A 20,951-nucleotide genomic window follows, 5' to 3' on the forward strand; every position below is an offset into this window, starting at 1 on the left:
ATCACGGTCTAGAAAGGACGCCCAAGTCATGCGCAAACTGATCCTGGCCCTGGCAGCCGCGATGCTGCCCACCGGCACCTTCGCCCAATGCGGCGGTAGCTTCTCTGACTTCGTACAGGGCCTGAAACAGGAAGCGGTGACCGCGGGCTACGATGCTGCCACCGTGAATGCGTTCTTCAAAGGCACCAAACAGGACCCCAAGGTGCTGCGCGCAGACCGGGCGCAGGGTGTGTTTCAGAAACCCTTCATCGAGTTTTCGCGGCGACTGATTTCCCAGAACCGGATCGACCGGGGCCGGGCCATGTCGAAAAAACACGACAGCACCTTCCGCCGCATCGAAAACACCTACGGCATCAACCGCGGTGTGCTATTGGCGTTCTGGGCGTTTGAAACGGACTTTGGCGGCTTTCAGGGCGATTTCAACACCCGCAATGCGCTGGTTACCCTGTCCCACGATTGCCGCCGCCCCGAATTGTTCCGCCCGCAGATTTTTGCCGCGCTTGAGCTGTTCCGGCACGGCGATTTTGACCCGGCCCGCACCACTGGCGCCTGGGCCGGAGAGATCGGCATGGTACAGATGCTACCCCGCGATATTCTGGACAATGGCGTTGATGCCGATGGCGACGGGCATGTCACCCTGAAAACCTCGGCACCGGATGCACTGATGTCGGGAGCCAAGATGCTGTCGCATCTGGGCTGGCAGCCGGATCAGCCCTGGATTCAGGAGGTGACGCTGCCCAAGGGTCTGGACCTGTCGCTCACCGGACCTGCGCAAAAGCTGTCGGTGGCGGACTGGCAGCGGATGGGCGTCGTACCCCGCGAAGGGCGCCTGCCCGATCCAGCCATGCGCGCCTCGCTGATCGTCCCGCAGGGCCATAAGGGACCTGCCTTCCTCGCCTACCCCAATTTCGATGTCTATTTCGAATGGAACCAAAGCTTTACCTACGTGATGACGGCCGCCTATTTCGCAACCCGGCTGGAAGGCGCGGCGATCTATGACGCCGGAAGCCCCGATCAGGGCCTCAGCGGCGCCGGGATGAAACAGTTGCAACAGAAACTGCAGGCGCGCGGTCACGACGTGGGAGACATCGACGGCATTTTGGGCGCCAAGACCCGGATCGCGGTACAAAAAGAGCAAGAACGCCTTGGCCTGCCCGCTGACGCCTGGCCCACTCCGGCCCTGCTAAACCGGCTCTAACGCACGGGAAACCGGTCGCCAGCCTGGTTGATCAGCACCACCCGGCCATGGCTGTGCACATAGAGATCGCAGCGCGAAAACCCGTCGACGTAGTCGATGCAAACGCTGCCATCTTCTGCGATCCGGTAGCTGCCCCAGCTGGTGGCCCCGCCATTGGCGGCCGAGTTGGTATAGGAATAGGCACCATCCTTGCCGAACCGCGCCTCACCGTCATCAAAGAACACAAAGGCCTGCCCAGGCAGCGCCGCGAGCTCAGACGGAGCAAAGGGCTGGTCGGCGGGTTTCAGGTTCCAGTCTTCCGCATCGGCCGGGCCTGCGCCAAGACAGATCGTGGCGGCGGCAAGAGAGCAGGCAATAAGGGAAACACGTGTCATGCCCCCGGTATATCGCAAAAGCCGCCGGGCGCAGGTCACGATCCGGTGACGCCGAAAATACCTGTTCCGCGGGCGTGCCTACCAGTCGATGAAGGTTTCGAAGTCTTTCATCGCCCGTGCCCAGAGTGACACCTGCTGGGCAAAGTCATCAGCACTGACACCGTCCCGGCCCAGATAGATATCCATCTCGATGCGGGCCGACCCTTCATCCGAGATATAGGCACGTGCAAACCGGTTCTCCGTGTTCCATTCATTGATCGTTGCCAGCCGTACCGATCCTTCGGTCTGGTAGCCGGAAAAGAACTGGACCGCGTTGCAATCGGTATTGTTGTCACAGCCGTAGTAATAGACTGAGAAATCACTGCCGTAATAAGTCACGCGCAGCTTGGGATCGCCAACATTGTCCGTTGTCGCTTCGACCTCTGCCCCTTCATTTTCGAAGAACCTGTAAAGGCTATCGCCATCCGTCGCAAAAACGGGTTCGGCCTGTGCTGCAATGGGCAGAGTCAGCGCAACGGCCGTGAGGATGGCGAGGCATCGTGAAGGGTACATACTAGGTCTCCTGAAAACACTTGTACCGATCCTAAGCAGGACGTCTCGGCCACACAAGGAAGTCGCCCGCGCCATAACCTAAAGCCGCACTGCTGCGACCACGGATCAGGCGACCAGCGCTTCTGCCTTTTTCAGATCGACAGAAACCAGCTGGCTGACGCCTTTTTCCTGCATCGTCACCCCGAACAGCCGGTCCATGCGGGCCATGGTGACCGCGTGGTGGGTGATGATCAGGAACCGGGTATCAGTCTGGCGGCACATCTCGTCCAGAAGATCGCAGAACCGGGTCACATTGGCATCATCCAGCGGCGCGTCGACCTCGTCCAGCACACAGATCGGCGCCGGGTTGGACAGGAAGACGGCAAAGATCAGCGCCATCGCCGTCAGGGTCTGCTCACCACCGGAGAGCAGCGACAGGGTCGACAGTTTCTTGCCCGGCGGCTGGCACATGATCTCCAGCCCGGCGTCCAGCGGATCGTCGCTTTCGACCATCACGAGGTTGGCCTCGCCGCCACCGAACAGATGGGTGAACAGCATCGCGAAACTGGCGTTGACCTGCTCAAACGCGGTCAGCAGCCGCTCGCGCCCTTCGCGGTTGAGGCTGGCAATCCCGCTGCGCAGGGTCCGCACGGCCTCTTCCAGATCCTGTTTTTCCGACACCAACTCGTCATGTTCGGTCTGGATCTCCCGGGCATCTTCCTCGGCCCGCAGGTTTACCGCACCCAGCGCATCCCGCTGCCGCTTGTGACGGGAGACCTCGGCCTCCAGCGTCTCGGCCGTGGGCATCTGATCAGGGTCGGTATCAAGCTGTTCTAGTAGTACCTGCGGCGCGCAGTTCTGCTCCTCTGCGATCCGTTCCGCAGCATGGGTCACGGTTTCCCGCGCTGCCTCGAACCGGGCTTCGGATCTGGCCCGCGCCTCGCGCGCTTCGGAGGCCAGACGCTCGCAATCGCGTTCAGCCTGCACCGTCTCGCGCAGCACCGCCTCTGCCGCGATCAGCGCATCGGTCGCTGCCGCCTTGCGTGCTTCGGCCTCTTCAATGGCCTCGTTCAGCTCTTCGCGCTTTTCGGCAATCTCGGCGGGTACCGCGTGGGCGTCTTCCAGCTCTTCCTGAGAGGCCTCGCGCCGTTCGGCCAACTCAGCGATCCTGCGCTCGGCAGTGTCTAACCGGTGACGCCAGCCCGACAGATCCTTGGTGACCTGCTGCGCCCGTTTGGTGCGTGCTTCGCCTTCGCGGCGCAGCTCATCGTGGGCCGAGCGGTGGGTCAGCATGGTAATCCGCGCCGCCTCCACCTGCTGCTTGATCTCCTCGACCATGGCGCGGGCCTGCTCCAGATCCCCGAGTTCTTCCAACGCGGTCTCGGCATCTGTCAATTGCAGGCGGGCGGCCATGGCGTCTTCTTCATGCCGGGTCACCGCGATGCCAAGGGTCTCTAGCTTGCCCTCGGCCATATTCCGGTCAGCCTCCGCCCTGCTCAGCGCCCGGGCGGCATCGGCAACGCGTTGATCGGCGGCGCGGCGGGCCTGGCGAGCCAGCTGATCCGCCTGAGACACCTCTTCCAATTTGCGCAGCAGCGCATCATGGGCGGCGCGGGCGCCATCCGCGCGGGCACCAACGCGTTCCAGATCCTGTTTCAGCGCCTCCAGCCGGTTCAGCTGTTCCAGCCGCAAGGCGGCGGCGCTTGGCGCATCTTCGGCCCAAGACCGATAGCCATCCCAGCGCCACAGATCGCCCTCCAGCGTTACCAGACGTTGCCCCGGTTGCAGCTGCGACTGCAGATCGCGGGCCGTGTCACCATCTACCAATCCGATCTGTCCGATCCTCCGCCCCAGCGCCACCGGGCCAGACACATATTTCGCCAGTGGCTCTACCCCATCAGGCAAAGGCACATCGCGATCATATCCCGCCAGTGTGACCCAGCCGGTCGGTCCGTCCACATCGGCCATCGGCGCACGCAGATCATCGGCGAGCGCCGCGCCAAGCGCCTTTTCATAACCCGGGGCCACGCTCAGCTCATCCAGGATCTGGCCGCCTTCAGCAGTGTCCCGTTCCACCAGTTTCGCCAGTGCCGTGACCTCGGCCCGCAGGGTGCCCAACTCGCCCTCGGCCTCAGATCGCTGCGCGCGCGCCTCGGTTTCGCGTTCCTGCGTGTCCGCCCGCATTTCATCGGCAGCAGCGAGCGCCTCTTCGGCGGCCTCTGCGGCCTCGCGGGCGTCCTCCTCGGCAGTGACAGCCTCTTCAAACCGATCGGAGGCTTGTTCCAGTGCCTCTTCGGCCTCTGCCTGGGCGCCGCGGGATTTTTCGCCTTCATCGGTGGCCCGCTGCAGCGCGCGCTGGCAATCCTCGACCAGACGCCGCGCCGATTGGTGACGGGCCACCAGACGGGCCACATCCTCGGTGACCTGCGACAGGTGGTCCTCGCGGGCCTCAAGGATCTGCCCTGCATCGCGCGCCAGATCAGAGGCCTCGGCCAGACGATCCTCGTGGCCTTCGCTGGCCTTGGCCAGTTCCCGCTGTTCCCAATCCAGCCGTTCGATGGTTTCGCCCGCATCCCGGTTCAGACCAGTCTCACGCTCGATATCGTTGCCGAGCTGCTGAATGCGGGAGGTCAGCCGCTCAATGGCCTGACGCGCCTGCGCGTCCTGATCACTCAGCGCATCGCGCTGTACCATCAGCCGCTGCAGGATCGCCGCCGCAATTGCTTCTTCTTCGCGCAGGGGCGGCAGGGCGGCTTCATTCTCAGCCCGCTTGGCGCCCGCTGCACGGCTCAGCGCCTCAGCCTTAGCCGCCTGGGTGACGCGGGTACTCAGCTCTTCCTCGGCTGCAGCGCGGGCGTCGTCTGCCTCACGCCAGCGGCGGTACAGCAGCATGCCCTCGGCGAGGCGCAGTTTCTCCCCGATATCACGATAGCGCTGCGCCTGTTTCGCCTGACGCGCCAACTGCGACAACTGCGCCGCCAGCTGTTCGATCACATCATCGACGCGCAGCAGGTTCTGTTCGGTATTCTTCAGCTTCAGTTCTGCCTCGTGGCGGCGCTGATAAAGCCCCGAGATCCCGGCCGCCTCTTCCAGAATACGGCGGCGCGCCTTCGGTTTGGCGTTGATCAGTTCGGAAATCTGCCCCTGCCGCACCAGCGCAGGCGAATGCGCCCCGGTCGAGGCATCGGCAAACAGCATCTGCACGTCCCGCGCTCGCACATCCTTGCCGTTGGATTTATAGGCGCTGCCTACATCGCGGGTGATCCGGCGCACGATTTCCAGCTGATCGCTGTCGTTGAACCCCGAGGGTGCCAGCCGGTCGCTGTTATCAATCTGCAGGCTGACCTCGGCGAAATTGCGCGCCGAACGGGAGGTCGTCCCGGCAAAGATCACGTCCTCCATACCGCCGCCACGCATGGCCCGGGCGCGGGTTTCGCCCATCACCCAGCGCAGCGCTTCCAAAAGGTTCGACTTGCCACAGCCATTCGGCCCGACAACGCCGGTCAGCCCATCCGCGATGATAAGATCGGTCGGATCGACAAAGCTTTTGAAGCCGTTGAGCCTGAGTTTGGAAAAGCGCAAAGCCGCCCCTGAGTGATTCCGTGATAGTGAACCTCAGCAGGTTCGCGGGTCTTGAGTCAACGCTACAGCCCCCAAATCGGGCAAGCCTACCTGCTTTGGCCACTATATCTTGTGGATAACACCGAGAAATACAGCCTCAGCGGGAAAAATTGCCGGAACTTGCCTTTTACGGGCAGGACAAACGCCCGAAAAGCACCGCCTGATCACCGCTGACCCAGAGGACACGGCAGCCGGTAGAGGCCGCCATTGCCCGTCTGGCCCGGTGCCGCAGTGGTCCCAGCCGGGGCGCATATTGCGGGTTGATGCGCACCGCCTCGACCAGAGTTCCGCGCTGACGGATATCAAAGGTGCTGCCCTCAACCGTAATCCGCGCAGGCGCAACACCCCGAAAATGCGCACTCGGGGTATCACAGCCCGCCACCAGCAGAACGCACAGAAGACTCAGTACACGCATGGCCGCCTCACGGTTGCTTCCTCGCCCTCAATAGGAGAGGCTCGGAGGTGACTATACCACCTCTGCGCTGACCTGCCGAGGCGACACAGCGTCCAGCTCTGCCAGTGTCTCTGCGATCAGACGGGCCAGACGAGCAATCCCCTCTTCGATCGCCGCCTCATCCAGCACCGAATAGCTGAGCCGGATCGTGTTGGGGCCACCGCCATCGGCAAAAAAGGCCTGACCGGGCACAAAAGCCACCTTCACGCTGTCCAGCGAGCGCGCCAGAAGCTGCGCCCCGTCCAGCCCCGCAGGCAGAGTAATCCAGATGAACATGCCGCCTTCGGGGCGGGTCCAATCCACGCCCGGCGGCATGTGCTGCTTCAGCGCGCGCAGCATGGCGTCCCGGCGCGCCTTGTAAGCGGCGCGGACCTTTTCCACATGGCTGTCGAACTGCTGTCGTGCGACGGTGTTTACCGCCATCTGGTTCAGGGTTGGCGAGTGCAGATCCGCCGCCTGTTTGATCAGCACCATCTGTGCAATCACCGGCCGGGCCGCGACGATCCAGCCAACGCGAAGCCCTGGCGACAGGGTCTTGGAAAAGGTACCGCAGTAGATTGTGCGGCAGTTGTCCAGCGTTCCCTTCTTCGCCTGCTCAAGCGCCAGAATGGGCGGCACCGGATCGCCGTCATAGCGCAGGTCCTGATAGGCACCGTCTTCGACGATGGCGCATTGCAGGTCTTCGGCGAGATCCAGCAGACGTTCCCGGTCGGCCTGACCGACGGTCTCCCCAGTCGGGTTGGCAAAATCCGCTGACAGATAGGCGAATTTGACCGCCCCACCATTCTGTGCGGCGCCATCGCGATAGCTTTGTGCCGTGCGGTTCCCGGAAAGGTTCAGCTGATCATAGCGCGGTTCGTAGGCGTTGAAGGCCGCCAGCGCCCCCAAATAGGTCGGCGCCGTCACGAGCGCGGTGTCCCCTGGCGACAGGAACAGTTTGCCAAGGTAATCCAGCCCCTGCTGCGAACCAGAGGTGATCAGGATGTTGTCCGGATCACAGTCAACGCCCATGCGCGCCATCTGGCCAACGATCCATTCTTTCAGCGGCGGGTACCCTTCGCTGACCGAATATTGCAGGGACTGTGCTTGCTGTCCGCCGGACAAGGCCCCTTGGAACGCTTCGGCAAAAGCCTCGGCCGGGAACAGGTCCGGGTCGGGAATGCCACCTGCAAAGGACAGAATGCCCGGCTGATCCAGAAGTTTCAGCAACTCGCGGATTTCCGACGCCTTCATCCGCATCGCACGACTGGCAAATATGTCTTTCAGCTGCATGAGACCCTCCTGACTGCACGCCTTTGGGCGATTGGCAATCTTTCTTTCAGGTAAGTCAATATAACTGACCTTTTATTTCAAAAAGGTGATCGGGCTTTTACGGATCTTGCGCATGACTTGCGGTCTTGCCTGAGATGCGGTCATATGATTTGACCAATTTGGGGAAACCACTCCCGTCCTGCAATACACAGATCCCGAGGCTCCGATGCCGTTTCAGAAAGTTCAGCCGGAAAAACTATCGACCTCGGTCGTGCGCCAGATCGAGCAGCTGATTCTGCGAGGTATCCTGTCGCCTGGTGAGCGCCTGCCGGCCGAGCGGGAACTAGCGGAACGTCTGGGCGTATCACGCCCCTCGCTACGCGAAGCCATCGGTGAGTTGCAGGAACGCGGGCTTTTGACCTCGAAAGCGGGATCAGGTGTTTTTGTCGGCGATGTTCTGGGCTCGGCCTTTTCCCCCGCGCTGGTGCAGCTGTTTTCCAGCCATGATGAGGCGCTGTTCGATTACCTGTCCTTCCGCCGCGACATGGAAGGTCTGGCCGCCGAACGTGCAGCGCGGCTGGGGTCAGACGATGATCTGAAAGTAATCCAGACCATCTTTGACAAGATGAAAGCCGCTGGAAACCCCGCCGAATCCGAAGAAGCGGCAAAGCTGGATGCGCAGTTTCATTCCGCGATCATGGATGCCAGCCACAACGTGGTGATGCTGCATATGATGCGGTCGATGATTGATCTGCTGCGCGAAGGGGTGTTCTACAATCGCAAGGTCATGTTTCAGCAGTATACCTCGTATGAGGCGATCCTGGAGCAACACGAAGCCATCAATGCCGCATTGCAAGCGCGTGATCCCGCGGCAGCGCGCGCAGCCGTGGAACGGCATCTGGATTATGTGAAACAGGCCCTGATGGACCACCAGCGCGCCGAGCGGAACGCCGATGTTGCCCGGCAGCGGCTGGAACACGAAAAAAGCAAATCCTGACCCAGACGGGCGGACTTTGAACGACTGCGCCCACGCGACACAGCCATCTGCGCCTAGTGCAGGCTTTTCCGCCAGTCGATGATCGCCTTGCCAAGCCGATCCGCGATCTTCTGAAAATCGCCACTGCTCAGCAGCTCTGCCGCCGCATCACGCCGGTTCTTTTCCACACAGGTCGCGATATGACCCGCCGCCTGATGAAAACGACTATGCGCCTGCGCTACAGCCTGAAAGTACGGAGAGTCACCGATTTCGGGATCCTGGCGCAGCTTTACCAGCCATTTTCCAAAAGTGCATTGGTCGTCCTGGGAAATCTGCTCTGCCGACCAAGGCAGCTTGCCGGTCGCAACGGCCTCTTTCAGCTGTAGTTTCCAGCATCCATGCGCGCCGACCGCGTCTTTAATCTGCCGGTCCAGATCTACCTTGTCCATCCGGACACCTTTCAAAACTGCTACTCATAACAACCATAAAACCATAACCGAGCATACGTAAATGATGGTTAACGCCGCCGGGCTGCTGATCCGTGAAATACTACCGGCCCGGTGGCGCCGCCTGTGGAGAGAGCACAGGGACGTCCATCCGGGCGGGAGAAGGGGCGCGTTGCAAACCGTTTTAATCTTCTTCAGGCGGCTGCAAAATCCATCAGGAAGCCACGCGACGGATCGGTCTCTGCCAGCCGTTTGCGAACCGGTCCCAAGGCGCCAAGGCATTGCGTGTCGATGATGCTTGCACCTGCGGTTTCCATCGCCACGGCGATTGCCAGCGGTTCAAACGCACCCGACGGTCCCATCGGGTGAAATGTCTTCAGGCGGCTTTGCTGCGGCGTCATAGCGTCCTCCGGTTCCTTTGAACGTTGCTCAATCCACCGTACCCGACAGGCCTGCGCGCCGCAGCACGGCAGGAGAACAGTCCGCGATGCTGACGGGTTAGCCCTCCTATCCAAAAGGATGGGAAACGGTCCCGGCCCGCAGAAGACCCCGGAAACGCAAAAACCCGGGCGTTACTGCCCGGGTTTTCTAAGGTTTTAAACTGACTGTGGATCAGTGCAGTTTGGCGTCCACATCCGCGATGGCCGCGTCGATCAGCTTGTTCGCCTCGGTTGCAGTCATCTGCTTGGCGATAACCTGATCCGCAGCTGCAACCGCAATGGAAATGGCCTGATCACGCACTTCCTTCACAGCCGATGCTTCGGCAGAAGCGATCTGCTCTTCGGCTGCGGCCAGACGGCGTGCAATCGAGGTTTCCAGATCGGATTTTGCTTCATCTGCGGCTTTGACGGCGTCCTCGCGGGCGGCCGCAACGATGCGGTCGGCCTGCGCCTGGACTTCCTGCTGCTTACGCTCGTAGGAGGCCAGGATGGTCTGGGCTTCTTCCCGCAGGGCGCGGGCTTCGTCCAGCTCTTTCTGGATACCTTCGGCGCGCGAATCCAGCTGGCTGCCCAGCAGGCTCGGCACCTTCACGAACAGCAGAATGCCGACGAACAGAAGGAAGGCGATCAGAACAACAAAGTTGGTGTTGCTCATGGACAGGAACGGACCACTTGCGGCAAAGGCCGGGGAAGTGGCGCCAAGGGTCAGGGCAATTGCCAGAACTGTGCGCATGTCCTTATCCTTTCATCCGTTCATCGACCGCAGCCGATACCGCTTTCGCGTCCGCCTTGCCGCCCAGTGCTGCAACCAGCGCCTCTGCGGTGTCGGTCGCCACAACCTTCACGCTTTCCAGCGCGCCGGCTTTGATCTCTGCGATGGCCTTTTCGGACTCGGCGGCCTTATCGGCGATCTGTGCATCCGCCTTGGCGATTGCATCGTTCAGATCGGCCTGAATTTCCGCGCGGGTCTCGGCGGCGATGCGCTGCGCCTCGGCGCGTGCGTCGGCCAGAGCCTTGTTATATGCGTTTTCGGCCTCGACCGCTTTGGCTTTCAGATCTTCAGCCGCGGCGAGGTCATTGGTGATCGTTCCCTGGCGTTCCGCCAGTACCGCCGCGATGCGGGGCAGAGCCACGCGCGACAGAATGAGGTAGATCACGACCAGCGCAACGGCGAGCCAGAAGATCTGGTTTCCGAAGGTCGAGAAATCCAGTTGCGGCATGCCCGGTGCAGACCCGTGCGCTGCGTCCGCCGCGCCGTGTGCTGCCTCTTGCGTATTTGATGCCATGTCGTTCTCCTTGGGAACTTGCCGTTACACCGGGCAGCGCGATGATCCGCACTGCCCGGCCGTAAGGATTGAGGTTCCTGAGGTCTTAGACAGCGAACATCAGCAGCAGAGCGACCAGGAACGAGAAGATGCCCAGAGCTTCTGCAAAGGCGATGCCGATGAAGAGGGTTGCGGTCTGGCCGGCGGCTGCCGACGGGTTGCGCAGAGCGCCTGCCAGGAAGTTGCCGGCTACGTGGCCCACACCGATTGCGGCTGCGCCGGAACCGATTGCTGCCAGGCCTGCGCCGATGAACTGACCGAGTTGTGCGATATCGCCTTCCATGGGTTTTCTCCTTACGATGGAATTGGTGATTTAGGGTCTCGGGTGAGCCGGACAGCTCACCCGGATGAGGGAACGATCCTGCCTTAGTGGCTCGGGTGCAGTGCGTCCTTGAGGTACACGCAAGTCAGGATGGTAAAGACGTAGGCCTGGATGAAGGCCACGAGAACTTCGAGAGCGTAAACTGCGGTGATGGCAAAGATCGGCAGGAAGCTGAATGCGCCCAGAGCGGCGGCAAAACCTGCGAACACCTTCAGAACCGCGTGGCCAGCCATGACGTTACCCGCAAGACGAATGGAGTGGCTGACGGGGCGCACGAAGTAGGAAATCAGTTCGATGATGGCCAGGATGGGGCGCAGCGGCAGCGGCGCGCTCGACACCCAGAACAAGCCCAGGAAACCAGCGCCGTTCTTGACGAAACCAACGATGGTCACTGTGAAGAACACCAGCGCAGCCAGAACCGCGGTCACGGCGATGTGCGAGGTGGTGGTAAAGGACATCGGCAGCAGACCTAGGAAGTTCGCCATCACGATGAACATGAACAGGGTCATGATGTAGGGGAAGAACTTCACACCGTCCTTGCCTGCAACGTCTTCAACCATCTTGTAGATGAAGCCGTAGGCCAGTTCCGCAACCGACTGGGCACGGCTCGGCACGATGGCGCGGCGCGAAGATCCCAGAACCAGCAGCGCGAAGACTGCAACAACCGCGAGGCCCATCCACAGGGTCACGTTGGTGGGGGTGTACCAGGAAATGTGGTCACCGCCGAACAGCGGGGTCACGATGAACTGATCCATCGGGTGGATCGCCAGGGCGGCGTGCTCGGGTGCAAACACAACCCCTGCTACAAGGGCCAGCGCCAGTGCCGCGTAAAAGAAAATCTTGCCCATCTGTCCGTGTCTCCTGTCGCCAGTGCCTTCCCCCTTAGGGTCAGCCCCGGTCTTGCGCATTTTTGTCGGCCTCTTCGGCCAGTTTCTCGTTCTGGATCTCCTGCGCCGTGCGAAGCATCGTCTTCACCCCGGCGGCAAGCCCCAGCATTATGAACAGCACCATGAAGATGGGCAGGGTTCCAAACAGATGGTCCAGCCCGTATCCGATGCCAAAGCCGATCCCGAGACCGGCTACCAATTCGATCACCATCCGCCAAGCCTGATTGGCCAGAGAGTAGTGTTCATCCACGCGCGGCTTGGGCTCCTGGGCCTTACGCGCCTCCGCCAGCTTTGCCTCCAGCTGCGCCATGCGCTGCTTTTGGTCGTCATCTGTCACGGGCGCCATCCTCACGTGAATTCTGAAGAGGGTGCTAAGGGGTGCGGGGCTCAGAGTCAATTGCCCAGATAGGGCTGCGACAAGCAGCCTACCGCATTGAAATTAAACCACATTCCAAACCATCGCCATCGCCGGGTTTGTCGAACAGGAGGCCAGATGCGTCGATTCCGGGTAAAAACCCTTATTCAACTTTTCGGTTAAGTAAGAAAACAGCACCCAAACGCGCTATACGACAGAGCATGCTGGGCCTTGACCGGTGGGCGCGCTGCGTCTAACGCCAAAGGGTGACTAACCGCGCCGATCTCGATACCGTCTTTGCCGCTCTCGCCGATCCCACCCGGCGGGCGATCCTGACCATGTTGCTCGAAGACGACATGGCCGTCACTGATGTGGCCGACCCGTTTGAGATGTCGCTGGCGGCGATTTCCAAGCATTTGACCATCCTGACCCGGGCCGGGCTCATCGCGCAGGAAAAACGCGGCCGGGTCAAATGGTGCAAGCTGCAACCGGACGCCCTGCGCAGCGCCTCGGTCTGGATGCAGGGGTTCGGCCAGTTCGAGCCGGTGAACCTTGATGCCTTTGAACGGTTCCTCGCCACCGAACTGGGCAACGATACGGCAGAGACTCGCGATTAACCCCCTCTGGCCCGGCGCTCAGGTCGGGGCGCGGGCCGGTTTCGCGTCATCTTCCAGCAGCAGCACGAGCGCGATGACCGTCAGAGCGATCCCTACCAGCAACAGCCCCGATGGCACCGGACGCCCTAACGCGATTTCCCAGACAATCACCCAGCTGGGCGTCAGATAGGTATAGGCCATGACCTTGGCCGAGGGCAGGTGCAGGGTCGCATATTGGAGCAGCACAAAGGTCGTCGCGCTGGCAAAGATCGCCAGATAGAAAAGTCCGACCCAGACGATGCCCGGCAGGTTCATCCAATCCGTGCTGCGGATATCGTTCCAGCCAAAGACGGTCAGGATCATCCCGCCAGCGATCAGCATCCCGAAGGTGAAGACCACCGCAGGTTCACCGCGGTTCAGCTTGCGCACCATGGGGGTATAGACCGCATGGGAAACGCAGCCGATGAAATAGATCATTTCGCCCTGCCCGATCTCAAAGGCGGTAAAGGCGGACCAGTCGGCGCGGAAAATGACCCAGAGCGCGCCGGTGGCTCCGATGGCCAGCGCCAGCGCCATACGCGGCGTTGTCACCTGCCGCAGCAGGATCCAGCCGAAGACCCCGCTCATCACCGGGGTCAGGGTAAAGACCGCTGAGGCGCTGACCGGATCTGCTGTCTTCAGCCCATAGAACATCAGCACAAAATAGGCCGCGAACAGTCCGCCCAGCACCAGAAACCGCCAGGGAGCGCGAAAATGGCTGGCGCGGAACTTCCGCGTGCCGAGCGCCACAGCCCCGATCAGCACCGCCGCAAGGGCAAACCGCGCCGCGTTGAGCGCCGCCGGGGCGATTTCATTGGCAACCATGACCCCAAGCGAGAAAGACCCCGCCACCAGAGCCGAAAACAAAAGCATGGCGATGTGGCCGCGCAGCGCCGGGGTCAGGCCACCCATTCTTTCGACCTTTCCTTCAGGAACTTCAGGAAGCTCTGCACCTTGTTGGTGCGGTGCAGATCGACATGGGTGACCAGCCACAGGCTGCCTTCCCACTCCTTCAACGGCTCCATCATCGGCACCAGATTGCTGTGCCGGGCGGCTTCCCACAGGGACATGAAACCGATCCCGGCATCGGCCAGAATGGCCTCCTGCATCGCGACACCGTCCGTGCAGCGGAACATGATCGTCTCGGGCGTCGTGTGATCCCGCAGCCACCTGTTAAAGGGCGCCCGGCTGTCTGCGTTGTCGCTGCCGACGAAACGGTGGTTCGGCAGATCCTCGACACCGTTCAGCATGCCGTGCTTATCCACGTAACTCTGGGTGGCGAACAGCCCCACTCGCTGACTCAGGAAGGGTTGTACCACGTTGTCGGGCTGATCGGGGGCATTGCCTGCCCGCAGCGCCACATGCGCCTCACCATACTCCAGCCGAAACAGGCGCTCACCGGTCAGATAGCGGATGATCAATCCAGGATGCATCTGCTGGAACTCGGTCAGCACCGGCACCAGAAGATGCGACAGGGACGACAGAGAGGTCACCACCAGTTCACCCGTGACTTCATCCCCCTGCCCTTTGAGCCGCCCGGCCAGCTGGCTGAACTGATCATCCGTGGTCTGCGCCACCCGCAGCAGATCCTGCCCCGCTTCGGTCGGGGTATAGCCGCGCGCGTGACGCTGGAACAGTTTCACCCCCATCCGGGCTTCGATTGCGTCGATATGGCGAATGACCGTGGCGTGGTGGACCCCCAGAACCTCTGCCGCGCCGCTGACCGTTCCCATGCGAGCCACCTGATAGGCCGTACGCACCTCATCCCAGTTTTCCATTCCGGTCTCCGTCTGCAAATTACCCAGTTGCGCACGCACGCACACGAGCTGTGATTTATCAGCGATTGTGTTCAGTTTTGCAATCGTACATCTCAATAGCAGAGCTTCACTCGTGAACAGGAAAAAGACAATGACCAAGACCGTATTGCATATCGACTCCTCGGCCCGCCGCGAAGGTTCGGTGTCCCGTGACCTCAGCGCCAAGATCGTTGACCGTCTGGCGGCAGACACAGTTGTCCGCCGCGATCTGGCCACGCCGCTGCCGATGCTGAGCGAGGACTGGATCAACGCCAACTTCACCCCGGCCGATCAGCGTAGCGACGAGCAGAAACAGCTTCTGGCCCAGTCCGATGCCCTGGTGGAAGAACTGAAAGCCGCTGACACACTGGTCATCGGCGCGCCGATCTACAACTTTGCCGTTGCTTCCAGCCTCAAGGCCTGGATCGATCTGGTTGCCCGCGTCGGCGTGACCTTCAAATACACCGATCAAGGCCCGGTTGGCCTGCTGGAGGGCAAGCGCGCGATTATCGCCCTCGCCTCCGGCGGTACCGAAATCGGCTCCTCCATCGACTTTGCCTCCGGCTACCTGCGCTACATGCTGGGCTTCATGGGCATCACCGACGTCGAAATCGTGGCAGCTGACACGCTGGCCGTCGATGCGGATGCAGCCCTGGCGCGCGCCAACACCCAGATCGAGTCGCTGGCGGCCTGATCCCCGGCCCTTCTCGGGACACACAAAAAACAAAAGAACCCCCGCATCGGGGGCTCTTTGCGTTTAAAATGCTGCCTGAATGGCAACAGGCCGGGCGATCAGGCCTCGATCTCTTTGATCATGTCGACGCGTGTTGCGTGGCGGCCACCTTCGAATTCGGCAGACAGAAAAGCGTCAGCGATCTCCAGCGCCAGACCTTCACCCACCACGCGGGCACCGATCGACAGGATATTGGCATCGTTGTGTTCGCGGATCATCCGGGCCGAAAACGGGTCAGAGCAAACGCCGCAGCGGATGCCTTTGACTTTGTTCGCGGCCATCATGATGCCCTGCCCGGTGCCACAAAGGATGATGCCCAGGTCGCAGTCACCCGAAGCCACTTTTTGCGCCGCTGCTTCGCCATGCTTGGGGTAATGGGTGCTTTCCGGCGTGGTGGGGCCGATGTCAACCACCTCCCAGCCCTGTGCCTCGATATGCTTGGCGATGGCCTGCCGCATGTCGATCGCGGCATGATCGCTGGAAAGAACGATACGTTTGGTGTCTGCCATGATACAGGTGTTCCCTTGATGATGTTGCAGATCAGACGGCGGCTGTGCCTCAGATCCAGTTTACCGCAACCCCGATGCGGTCGAAGAATGCCAGAAGATCGCCGCGCGGCATGACCACGGTGCGGTCGTTGACCAGCGGATGCATGTTGATCACATCCACGTCCTGCGCGGCGCGATCCAGATAGAATGTCACGTTCTTTTCGACACCGGTGATCATCGCCAGCGGGCTGACAGCGCCGGGCCGGATGCCCAAATGCTCCATCAACCGGTCTGCCGATCCAAAGCTGAGCCCGGGCGCGCCGATCTCCTTGCCCAGTGCCTTGAGGTCGATCTCGCGGTCCTGTTCGACCGAGATCAGATAATTCCGCTTCTTGCGGTCACGCAAATAGAGGTTCTTGATCTTCAGCGCCGAGACACCCGGCTCGGCCATGTCGGCCTCGACCGTCTTGGCCTCTTCCACGGTGCGCAGCGGCACGTGTTCATGCAGCCTGTAGGTCAGCCCCCAATCATCCAGCCGCGCCAAGAGCGCATCCGAGGAAACAGGCATGTCATCATGTTGATCGACTGTGGCGTCCGCTTTGGCTTCCATAGGCTCGCATTCCGCTCTATCTGAACTGTCCAGTTGGCCCCTCTATTGCCGCAAATCGGCCGCAGGCACAATGCGGCCCCATCGCAGGCGCGCCCTGCACCGGTCTGCTCTGGTCCGCGCGGTTGACTCCTGCCCCCATCCGGCGTATCGACAGCCAACTTTCCGGAAGATCGCCCGAGTCTTCCGGTCCCCGTGAATTTGCCGGGGATCGCCCTCCACCAGCGTGTTACGCCCGTGGGGGCATTTGTGCATGGGCGTCACGGCCCCTACATACGGGGCAGGAAACCGTAACCGGCTCAGGAGGCCGCAAGGCATGTTTGAAAATCTATCCGAACGCCTTTCCGGTGTTTTCGACCGGCTGACGAAACAGGGCGCCCTGTCCGAGGAAGACGTCAAGACCGCCCTGCGCGAGGTGCGCGTCGCACTGCTGGAGGCCGACGTTTCGCTGCCGGTCGCCCGCGAGTTCGTCAAGAAGGTGCAAAACCAGGCCACCGGTCAGGCCGTGACCAAATCGGTCACCCCCGGTCAGCAAGTCGTCAAGATCGTGCACGATGCGCTGGTCGAGACTCTGCAGGGCGAAGGCGATCCCGGTGCGCTGAAAATCGACAACCCGCCCGCACCGATCCTGATGGTCGGTCTGCAGGGCTCGGGTAAGACCACCACCACCGGTAAGCTGGCCAAACGGCTGAAGGAAAAAGACGGCAAGAAGGTCCTGATGGCCTCGCTCGACGTCTATCGCCCGGCGGCGATGGATCAGCTGGCCGTTCTCGGCACCCAGATCGGCGTCGACACCCTGCCCATCGTACCGGGCCAGAAACCCGTCGACATCGCCAAGCGCGCCAAACAGCAGGCGGCGCTGGGTGGTTATGACGTCTATATGCTGGATACCGCCGGTCGCTTGCAGATCGACGAAGTCCTCATGCAGGAAGTCGAAGACGTGCGCGACGTGGTTTCGCCGCGTGAAACCCTGCTGGTTGTCGACGGTCTGACCGGTCAGGTCGCAGTCGAAGTCGCCGAGGAGTTCGACGCCAAGATCGGCATCTCCGGCGTGGTCCTCACGCGGATGGACGGCGACGGACGCGGCGGTGCGGCGCTTTCTATGCGCGCCGTTACCGGCAAGCCGATCCGCTTTGTCGGTCTGGGCGAGAAGATGGACGCCATCGAGACCTTTGAGCCGGACCGGATCGCGGGCCGGATTCTGGGCATGGGCGACATCGTGGCCCTGGTCGAAAAGGCCCAGGAAACCATCGAGGCCGAACAGGCCGAGCGTATGATGAAGCGCATGATGAAGGGTCATTTCAATATGAATGACCTGAAGATGCAGCTGGAACAGATGCTCCAGATGGGCGGCATGCAGGGCATGATGCAGATGATGCCGGGCATGGCGAAAATGGCCAAACAGGTCGAAGATTCCGGCATGGACGACAAGGTGCTGAAGCGCCAGATCGCCATGATCCAGTCGATGACCAAGAAAGAACGCGCTAACCCTGCCTTGTTGCAGGCCTCGCGCAAGAAACGCATCGCGGCCGGCTCCGGCATGGAGGTCTCCGACCTCAACAAGCTTCTGAAGATGCACCGCCAAATGGCGGATGTGATGAAGAAGATGGGCAAGATGGGCAAAGGCAAGATGCTGAAACAGGCCATGAAGGGCATGTTTGGCAAAGGCGGCGGTATGCCCGATATGGCAGGTGGTCTGCCCGGCGGCATGGATCCCAGCCAGATGGACCCCAAGGCGCTCGAAGCCGCAGCCAAGGCGATGGGCGGCAAGGGTGGCCTGCCCGGCGGTCTGCCAGGTCTTGGCGGCATGGGCGGACTGCCCGGTGGCCTCTCCGGTTTTGGCAAGAAGAAGTAACAGCTCATGACCGTGACTATTCCTACCATCGAAACCGAACGCCTGATCCTGCGCGCGCCTGACCTGTCGGACTTCGACGTAATGTGCGAATTCTATGCGTCCGAACGCGCCACATACGTGGGCGGCCAGATGAAGCCCGAGCAGGTCTGGCGCCACCTCGCCTGCGAGATCGGTCACTGGCACATGCTGGGCTATGGCCGCTGGATGGTGGACGAGAAATCCACCGGCAAGGTCGCGGGCAACATTGGCCTCTGGAACCCGCACGGCTGGCCCGAGCCGGAAATCGGCTGGGACCTGTTCGAAGGTTTCGGCGGCAAGGGATACGCCACCGAGGCGGCAACAGCTGCGCGCTCTTTTGCTTATGACGTTCTGAGTTGGGACACCGTGATCAGCCTGGTGAACCCGGAAAACCACGCCTCTCGCGCGGTGGCAAAACGCCTTGGTGCGCGCCGCGATGGTGATTACACCCATCCGCGCCTTGGCACGCTGGAGCTTTGGCGTCACCTGTCCCCGGCAGAGGTCACCGACGGCGGCATGGAGGCTTATGCCTGATGCCAGCCTCCATCCCGACCATTGAAACCAAACGTTTGATCCTGAGCGGCCCCGAGCCCGAGGATTATCCGAACTTTAAGGCGACATTTTCGTCTTATCGCGCGCGTTTCATGGGCGGGCCGCTGAACCCGTATGAATCCTGGATGCTTTATGCCGCTGAAATCGGCCACTGGCAGATCCGCGGCTTTGGCATGTGGATGATCCACGACAAGGTCACGGACGAGACCTACGGCATGGCGGGCGGCTGGAAACCCGCAGGCTGGCCCGAGCGTGAAATCGCCTGGATCATCTGGCCCGAAAAGGCTGGAAAAGGCTACGCGCTGGAGGCGACCAGCGCCGCGCGGAGATATTTCTACGACACATTGGGCTGGGATGGGGCGGTCAGCTACATCGACCCCAAGAACCTCGATTCCATCCGCCTGGCCGAACGCCTTGGCGCCAAGAAGGACAATGATGCCGAGACCATCGACGGCAGCGACGCGGTCTACCGGCATCCCTCGCCCGAGGCGCTGAAGGGCAGCCAGATCGCCCATGGCATCGAGATGGAAATCAGCCACTACGCCGACCCGCTGTTCAAACCGAAAGGATGGGCCATTGACTGACATGAGCAATGATCCTGTTGCACGCGCCGCCGAAATCCTGAAAGGGCACCGCGAAAGCATCGACCGGCTGGACGCGATCCTTGTCTATACCCTCGGCGAGCGCTTCAAGCACACCCAGGCAGTGGGCAAGCTGAAAGCCGAACACGACCTTCCCCCGTCCGATCCGGCCCGCGAGGCAAAGCAGATCGCACGGCTTGAAGACCTGGCAACTCAGGCGGACCTCAACCCTGAATTTGCCAAGGCGTTCCTGAACTTCATCATCGATGAGGTCATTCGCCACCATAAGAAACACCAAGAATAAGCGGGATTGATCCGACAACCGGAAATCCCGTTCAACGCCATCAAAGGAGAATGAAACCATGGCAATGAAAATTCGTCTGGCCCGCGGCGGCTCTAAAAAGCGTCCCTTCTACCGCATCGTGGCTGCTGACAGCCGCATGCCGCGTGACGGTCGCTTCATCGAGAAGCTCGGCACCTACAACCCGCTGCTGCCCAAAGACAGCGAAGAGCGCGTGAAAATGGACATGGAGCGTGTTCAGGCATGGCTCGACAAGGGCGCCCAGCCCACCGACCGTATCGCCCGGATGCTGGAAGCCGCAGGCGTGCGCGCCAAGACCGAGCGCAACAACCCCAAGAAAGCTGTTCCCGGCAAGAAAGCTCAGGAGCGCGCTGAAGAGAAAGCCGCCAAGGCCGCCGACGCTGCTGAAGCCGCTGAAGCACCCGCAGACGCGGAATAAGACCATGACGCTGCGAAAGACCCGTGATCAGGGCGCCTTCCCTGAGGGCTTTCGCAGCGAATTGGACCGGTTGATGCGGCTCCGGCGCGATGTGCGCCGATTCCGCAGGGACCCTGTGGACGAGGCAGTGCTTGCGCGCTGCCTCTCTGCGTTTCTGCTGGCGCCCTCGGTGGGGCTCAGCGAACCTTGGCGCGTTCTACGTATCGAAAGCGATACCGCCCGCGCCGCAGCCCTTGAGAATTTCAAGGCCGCCAACGCCGAAGCTTTGCAAGGCTACTCTGGCGCGCAGGCCAAACGCTATGCCGGACTGAAACTCTCGGGCATGCAGGAGGCGCCGGTGCAACTGGCGATCTATTGCGACGATGCCACCAGCAAGGGGCACGGTCTGGGCGCAGGCAGCATGCCGGAAATGCGCCGCTATTCCGTGGTCTGCGCCATCACCCTGTTCTGGCTGTCGCTGCGCGCCGAAGGGTTGGGCCTTGGCTGGGTCTCGGTGCTGGATCCCGAGCAGCTGAACCGCGATCTAAAGGCCCCGGAAGGTTGGCGGCTGATCGGCTATTTCTGCATTGGCCACCCCGAAGTCACCGAGGACGAGACCCCGGAACTGGAACAGCAAGGCTGGGAAAGCCGCCGGGACGGCCTGCCGGTCGAAACCCGCTGATCCGCAAGACGGCATCTGCCAACCTCTTGGAGGCGGCCAGCGAAACTTCGCCTTGTCATGAACACCCCAATGGCTCAGATAGGGTTGGATGAAACCGGTCTGCGA

The 20,951-nt window shown here is 61.5% G+C and carries 26 protein-coding genes; 10 read left to right on the plus strand and 16 right to left on the minus strand.

Annotation, left to right across the window (positions count from 1 at the left end; all coding sequences use genetic code 11):
• Nucleotides 1-28: 28 nt before the first annotated feature.
• Nucleotides 29-1,198: a lytic murein transglycosylase gene (locus AC5SSZ_RS14635; RefSeq protein ID WP_495438506.1), complete on the plus strand. Its 1,170-nt coding sequence runs from the start codon at nt 29-31 to the stop codon at nt 1,196-1,198.
• Here AC5SSZ_RS14635 and AC5SSZ_RS14640 read toward each other — a convergent pair.
• The 5 genes from AC5SSZ_RS14640 to AC5SSZ_RS14660 form a co-directional block, all read right to left on the minus strand.
• Nucleotides 1,195-1,572, minus strand: a complete 378-nt coding sequence (locus AC5SSZ_RS14640; protein ID WP_495438508.1) for a hypothetical protein — start codon at nt 1,570-1,572, stop codon at nt 1,195-1,197. The two genes, AC5SSZ_RS14635 and AC5SSZ_RS14640, sit on opposite strands and share 4 nt — an antisense overlap.
• Before the next feature lie 78 nt (nt 1,573-1,650).
• A complete protein-coding gene (locus AC5SSZ_RS14645) occupies nt 1,651-2,124 on the minus strand; it encodes a YbjN domain-containing protein (RefSeq protein ID WP_495438510.1) in 474 nt (157 codons plus the stop codon).
• A gap of 105 nt (nt 2,125-2,229) precedes the next feature.
• Nucleotides 2,230-5,685 (minus strand): chromosome segregation SMC family protein, encoded by a 3,456-nt coding sequence (locus tag AC5SSZ_RS14650; protein WP_274838257.1) that lies wholly within the window; start codon nt 5,683-5,685, stop codon nt 2,230-2,232.
• 166 nt (nt 5,686-5,851) lie between these two features.
• Nucleotides 5,852-6,139, minus strand: a complete 288-nt coding sequence (locus AC5SSZ_RS14655) for a hypothetical protein (RefSeq protein ID WP_495438513.1) — start codon at nt 6,137-6,139, stop codon at nt 5,852-5,854.
• A 51-nt stretch (nt 6,140-6,190) separates the two neighbouring features.
• Nucleotides 6,191-7,450: an aminotransferase-like domain-containing protein gene (locus tag AC5SSZ_RS14660; RefSeq protein WP_495438515.1), complete on the minus strand. Its 1,260-nt coding sequence runs from the start codon at nt 7,448-7,450 to the stop codon at nt 6,191-6,193.
• 205 nt (nt 7,451-7,655) lie between these two features.
• On the opposite strand from AC5SSZ_RS14660, the gene AC5SSZ_RS14665 reads away from it, so the two are divergent.
• On the plus strand, nt 7,656-8,426 hold the full coding sequence (locus AC5SSZ_RS14665) for a FadR/GntR family transcriptional regulator (RefSeq protein ID WP_065271554.1): 771 nt from the start codon (nt 7,656-7,658) through the stop codon (nt 8,424-8,426).
• Between the two features lie 53 nt (nt 8,427-8,479).
• Here the strand turns inward: AC5SSZ_RS14665 and AC5SSZ_RS14670 are convergent, their stop codons facing one another.
• From AC5SSZ_RS14670 to AC5SSZ_RS14700, 7 genes are all read right to left on the minus strand, one after another.
• Nucleotides 8,480-8,854 carry a CZB domain-containing protein gene (locus tag AC5SSZ_RS14670; RefSeq protein WP_274830310.1) on the minus strand — a complete coding sequence of 125 codons (375 nt, stop codon included), beginning with the start codon at nt 8,852-8,854 and terminating at the stop codon, nt 8,480-8,482.
• 191 nt (nt 8,855-9,045) lie between these two features.
• Nucleotides 9,046-9,252, minus strand: coding sequence for a hypothetical protein (locus tag AC5SSZ_RS14675; protein WP_495438516.1), 207 nt, complete (start codon nt 9,250-9,252; stop codon nt 9,046-9,048).
• Between the two features lie 211 nt (nt 9,253-9,463).
• A complete protein-coding gene (locus AC5SSZ_RS14680; protein ID WP_065271557.1) occupies nt 9,464-10,024 on the minus strand; it encodes a F0F1 ATP synthase subunit B in 561 nt (186 codons plus the stop codon).
• Nucleotides 10,025-10,028: 4 nt separating this feature from the next.
• Nucleotides 10,029-10,577 (minus strand): F0F1 ATP synthase subunit B', encoded by a 549-nt coding sequence (locus AC5SSZ_RS14685; RefSeq protein ID WP_274833337.1) that lies wholly within the window; start codon nt 10,575-10,577, stop codon nt 10,029-10,031.
• 85 nt (nt 10,578-10,662) lie between these two features.
• Nucleotides 10,663-10,899: a F0F1 ATP synthase subunit C gene (locus AC5SSZ_RS14690; RefSeq protein ID WP_008205040.1), complete on the minus strand. Its 237-nt coding sequence runs from the start codon at nt 10,897-10,899 to the stop codon at nt 10,663-10,665.
• 83 nt (nt 10,900-10,982) lie between these two features.
• Nucleotides 10,983-11,786 (minus strand): F0F1 ATP synthase subunit A, encoded by an 804-nt coding sequence (locus AC5SSZ_RS14695; protein ID WP_065271559.1) that lies wholly within the window; start codon nt 11,784-11,786, stop codon nt 10,983-10,985.
• 40 nt (nt 11,787-11,826) lie between these two features.
• Complete coding sequence (locus AC5SSZ_RS14700; RefSeq protein ID WP_197492345.1) at nt 11,827-12,171, minus strand: AtpZ/AtpI family protein; 345 nt, start codon at nt 12,169-12,171, stop codon at nt 11,827-11,829.
• 275 nt (nt 12,172-12,446) lie between these two features.
• On the opposite strand from AC5SSZ_RS14700, the gene AC5SSZ_RS14705 reads away from it, so the two are divergent.
• Nucleotides 12,447-12,797, plus strand: coding sequence for an ArsR/SmtB family transcription factor (locus tag AC5SSZ_RS14705; protein WP_495438523.1), 351 nt, complete (start codon nt 12,447-12,449; stop codon nt 12,795-12,797).
• A gap of 18 nt (nt 12,798-12,815) precedes the next feature.
• Here the strand turns inward: AC5SSZ_RS14705 and AC5SSZ_RS14710 are convergent, their stop codons facing one another.
• Together AC5SSZ_RS14710 and AC5SSZ_RS14715 are read right to left on the minus strand one after the other, a co-directional pair.
• The gene (locus AC5SSZ_RS14710) at nt 12,816-13,727 is read right to left on the minus strand and encodes a DMT family transporter (protein WP_274830315.1); all 912 of its coding nucleotides are present in this window, start codon (nt 13,725-13,727) and stop codon (nt 12,816-12,818) included.
• On the minus strand, nt 13,715-14,593 hold the full coding sequence (locus AC5SSZ_RS14715; protein WP_065271561.1) for a LysR family transcriptional regulator: 879 nt from the start codon (nt 14,591-14,593) through the stop codon (nt 13,715-13,717). The genes AC5SSZ_RS14710 and AC5SSZ_RS14715 overlap by 13 nt, the downstream gene beginning before the upstream one ends.
• Nucleotides 14,594-14,723: 130 nt before the next feature.
• Here AC5SSZ_RS14715 and AC5SSZ_RS14720 point away from each other — a divergent pair, with 130 nt between their 5' ends.
• Entirely contained in the window at nt 14,724-15,305 is a 582-nt protein-coding gene (locus AC5SSZ_RS14720; RefSeq protein WP_065271562.1) for an FMN-dependent NADH-azoreductase, read from the plus strand.
• Nucleotides 15,306-15,403: 98 nt separating this feature from the next.
• Here the strand turns inward: AC5SSZ_RS14720 and rpiB are convergent, their stop codons facing one another.
• Both rpiB and AC5SSZ_RS14730 read right to left on the minus strand, forming a co-directional pair.
• Entirely contained in the window at nt 15,404-15,853 is a 450-nt protein-coding gene (gene rpiB, locus AC5SSZ_RS14725; RefSeq protein ID WP_065271563.1) for a ribose 5-phosphate isomerase B, read from the minus strand.
• A gap of 49 nt (nt 15,854-15,902) precedes the next feature.
• Complete coding sequence (locus AC5SSZ_RS14730) at nt 15,903-16,442, minus strand: prolyl-tRNA synthetase associated domain-containing protein (RefSeq protein ID WP_495438527.1); 540 nt, start codon at nt 16,440-16,442, stop codon at nt 15,903-15,905.
• Between the two features lie 313 nt (nt 16,443-16,755).
• Between AC5SSZ_RS14730 and ffh the strand changes: the two genes are divergently transcribed.
• Genes ffh through bluB form a run of 6 tightly spaced genes read left to right on the plus strand, consistent with a single transcriptional unit; the run spans nt 16,756 to nt 20,846 of the window.
• Complete coding sequence (gene ffh / locus AC5SSZ_RS14735) at nt 16,756-18,294, plus strand: signal recognition particle protein (protein WP_274868442.1); 1,539 nt, start codon at nt 16,756-16,758, stop codon at nt 18,292-18,294.
• A gap of 6 nt (nt 18,295-18,300) precedes the next feature.
• A complete protein-coding gene (locus tag AC5SSZ_RS14740; protein ID WP_495438528.1) occupies nt 18,301-18,846 on the plus strand; it encodes a GNAT family N-acetyltransferase in 546 nt (181 codons plus the stop codon).
• Nucleotides 18,846-19,448, plus strand: coding sequence for a GNAT family N-acetyltransferase (locus AC5SSZ_RS14745; RefSeq protein WP_495438530.1), 603 nt, complete (start codon nt 18,846-18,848; stop codon nt 19,446-19,448). Before AC5SSZ_RS14740 ends, AC5SSZ_RS14745 begins: the two co-directional genes overlap by 1 nt.
• Before the next feature lies 1 nt (nt 19,449).
• Complete coding sequence (locus AC5SSZ_RS14750) at nt 19,450-19,749, plus strand: chorismate mutase (RefSeq protein WP_495438532.1); 300 nt, start codon at nt 19,450-19,452, stop codon at nt 19,747-19,749.
• A gap of 58 nt (nt 19,750-19,807) precedes the next feature.
• A complete protein-coding gene (gene rpsP, locus AC5SSZ_RS14755; protein WP_495438534.1) occupies nt 19,808-20,185 on the plus strand; it encodes a 30S ribosomal protein S16 in 378 nt (125 codons plus the stop codon).
• Nucleotides 20,186-20,189: 4 nt separating this feature from the next.
• Entirely contained in the window at nt 20,190-20,846 is a 657-nt protein-coding gene (bluB, locus tag AC5SSZ_RS14760; RefSeq protein WP_495438536.1) for a 5,6-dimethylbenzimidazole synthase, read from the plus strand.
• Nucleotides 20,847-20,951 lie beyond the last annotated feature (105 nt).

The organism is Phaeobacter sp. CC-HEC084, assembly GCF_059429255.1.